The 2,972-nt window shown below is 59.6% G+C and carries 3 protein-coding genes; 1 reads left to right on the forward strand and 2 read right to left on the reverse strand.

The window, feature by feature from the left end; genetic code table 11:
- Positions 1 to 376 (forward strand): DUF4359 domain-containing protein (locus tag NW852_RS06675; protein WP_414426578.1); only part of this gene is annotated, 376 nt, incomplete at its 5' end.
- Here NW852_RS06675 and NW852_RS06680 read toward each other — a convergent pair.
- Together NW852_RS06680 and NW852_RS06685 are read right to left on the reverse strand one after the other, a co-directional pair.
- Complete coding sequence (locus NW852_RS06680) at positions 373 to 1,494, reverse strand: methyl-accepting chemotaxis protein (RefSeq protein ID WP_414370552.1); 1,122 nt, start codon at positions 1,492 to 1,494, stop codon at positions 373 to 375. The two genes, NW852_RS06675 and NW852_RS06680, sit on opposite strands and share 4 nt — an antisense overlap.
- Before the next feature lie 267 nt (positions 1,495 to 1,761).
- The coding region (locus tag NW852_RS06685) for an HD domain-containing phosphohydrolase (RefSeq protein WP_414426579.1) at positions 1,762 to 2,972 on the reverse strand (1,211 nt) is incomplete at its 5' end.

The raw sequence follows: 2,972 nt of genomic DNA on the forward strand, positions 1-2,972 counted from the left end.
TCTGGCCGGGGGTGTGGCTGCTCTGGCCATCACCAATCCCACCCCGGAAGCGTACGGGGCCTATGCAGGGGAACAATTGGCTGCCTATGCTACACGGGAATACTGCGCCCAGATCCCGGCTTTTTTGCCCACCCTCATTGAGGAATGTCACGCCCTTGTACAAGAGCTGCAACCGGAGCTGGCAGAGCTGTTCCTGCGCCAAACCCGCCGGCAAAACTTCATCCTCTTCAGCCTCTACAGCACCGATTTGTCGTTGCTTAACTTTGGCCCGCTGGGGATCTCTTTGCCCACCTACCACTTCCAAACTCTGGCAGTGGCAGGGCAGTTTTACACCTACGAGATCCGCGAGGGCCAGACCACTCCCAAAAAAGGCTAAACCTGGGCCCGCTCCAAGAGGGCTTGCAACTCCTCCAGAGCCGCCTGGGCCGACTGGGCCTGCTGGTAAAGGGATTGCACCATCTCGGCGCTGGCCTGGGCTGATTGCAGGGTGGACTGGCTTTGGCGTTGGATGCGCTCTGCCAAGCCGCGGATGCGGTTGCTGGCTTCGGTGGTGCGCCCTGCCAATTTGCGAATCTCCTGGGCGATGGCGCCAAAACCGCCACCTCCGCCGCTGCGGTTGGCCTCCACAGCCGCATTAAAGGAGAGCAGGCGAATATAGCCCGCCACCTCTACGATCAAGTCAACGATGGTGTTGATTTCTTTGAGCTCGCGGGAGAGCTCCTGGTTGCTGTCGGCAATTTCCTGAAATAGACGGCGAACGGCCTCTACTCCGGCAAAGGTGGCGGCAAAGGTGGATTTGCCCTTCTCCGAGAGCACCGAGCTGATCTCGATGATGCGGGCGTTGAGGCGGGCCAGTTCTTCGGAGCGCTGCTGGGCCTGACGCCGCTCCCGATCTAAAGCGATGTTCTGGCTGAGGATCTCGGCCTTTTGCCGCTCCAGATCGCGGGCATACTGAAGGCTGCGGTTTTTCTCTTGCTCCAGCTCGGCCAAGATCCGTTGCATCTCCTCCTGCTGTTCTTGCAGCTTCCGCTGCGTGGCCAGATGCACCTGCGACTGGGCCACCAACAACACCGGCACATCCAAAAGCCGGTAGTCCTGGGAACCAACTTGTACCACCACCGGGTCGTAGATGGTCTCCTGGGGCCGCCGGAAGGCCTGGCTGGCCGCCGCGATGACATCGCAGTCGCCGGGGAGCAGCAAAAAGCCCCGTCCGTGGAACTCCACCAAGGAGCTGATGGGCCGCTTCAAAAACACGTCTAGGCCATAGGGCTTGCTCAGCATCCACTCCAAAATGGCGCGGCGGGTCAACATCCCCTGCACCCGCGACCGCTCATCCAGCACGATGACCCCCGAAAGGCTGGGATCATCTTCTAGGCGGCGCACCACGTTCTCGCAGGGGGTGGACTCGCTCACCTGAAAGTCCACCAGGGCCAGATCGCGCAGCTTGGTGTTGATCGAGAGGGTGGGAGTGGGCGGATTGGTCAGGGTAGCCATCACAGGGATCCTCGGCGCGGGTTGGGCAGAGACAAGTGGCCAAGAATGTGCTATGTATAGAGGAGCACAGAGGCAGAGCTCTGCTCGCCTTTCCAGCGAACCGGTGGCAAACAGAGCCGGCCAACCTTAGTTTGGCTTGAGATCTTGTCTGCTGGCTACAAGCCTATACGGGATTGTGCGGAGAGATGCTTTTTCTCTTTCATTTGTGCTTTATTGGTGGGCAGGCGAGGAACCTGTTCTGAACCCAGGGGCTAAGGGGATCTGGGGTTAGTGAGCCTCTTGATAGCGGTGGTAGATCTCCAGGATTTCGCCGCGCCCGCGCTTAAAAGCTGCCACCACTTGCGGATCGAAGTGGCTGCCGCTGTTGCTTTCCACAAAGCGAAAGATCTCGTCTAGATCCCAGGCTGCTTTGTAGGGACGGCGGCTAGCCAAGGCGTCGAACACGTCGGCCAAAGCCACAATCCGCCCTTCCAGCGGGATCCCTTCGCCCTTGAGGCCCCGCGGGTAGCCGCTGCCATCAAACTTCTCGTGGTGGGTGAGGGCAATGATGGCGCTTTTTTGCATCAGCTCCGAGTCGGACTTGCTGAGGATCTCGTAGCCAATCTCAGGGTGGCGGTTCATGATCTGTCGCTCTTCGGGGGTGAGGGGACCTGGCTTGTGCAAGATGGCATCCGGGATCCCGATTTTGCCCACATCGTGCAGAGGGCTGGCGTAGAAAATCAGCTCCTGTTCATGGCTGCAGAGGCCCAACTCTTGGGCAATGATGCGGGAGTAGTGGCTCATGCGCTTTAGGTGGAAAGCCGTGTCCTGATCCCGATACTCAGCGGCCTGAGCTAGACAAAAAATCGTTTCCAGGTGAGCCGATTTTAGCTCTTCCCGCAAGCGCACATTTTGATAAGCAACAGCTGCCTGGGAAGCTAGGGCTTCGGCCACCTGGACTTCCAGCTCAGAAAACGGCTGACTCCATTCGGCCACCTGGTTGGGCGCTAGCTCAGCAGGACGATCCGGCCTGAGGCGGTTTAAGAGTTGCAAGGCTCCGAGGATGTTTCCTGAGGGATCCCGCAGCGGCACTGTGAGCAGGGAGCGGGTGCGGTAGCCAGTCTGCCGATCCACCTGGGGATTAAAAGCGTAGGGCAGATTGGGGGGCAGTTGGTAAACGTCCGGCAGATTCAAGCTCTCCCCGGTAAGCACTACATAGCCCACGATGCTGGAAGGGCTGAGGGGGAGGCGCAGATCCCGCAGCTCCTCGTTGCGCTTGACCACGAAAAAGCGCAGCTCATCTCCTTCGCGGAGGAACAGGCTGGCCCCATCGCAGCAGGTTAGCTCGCGCGCCTGGGCAACAATCAGCTCCAGCAACCGCTTTAAATCCGTTTCTGAGGAAAGGGCAATCCCCACCTGGATCAGCCGCTGACTCAGGCGCAAGGCAGCAGCAGGCTCGAATTTAGCTTCGCCAAGGGAGAGCTCGAAGGGGGCAGGCC

The organism is Synechococcus sp. H60.1 (genome assembly GCF_047462335.1).
Classification (GTDB): domain Bacteria; phylum Cyanobacteriota; class Cyanobacteriia; order Thermostichales; family Thermostichaceae; genus Thermostichus.

Bases quoted from the DNA above. Each gene is read 5' to 3' on its own strand.
- NW852_RS06680 (WP_414370552.1), bottom strand. From the start codon at position 1,494: ATGGCTACCCTGACCAATCCGCCCACTCCCACCCTCTCGATCAACACC.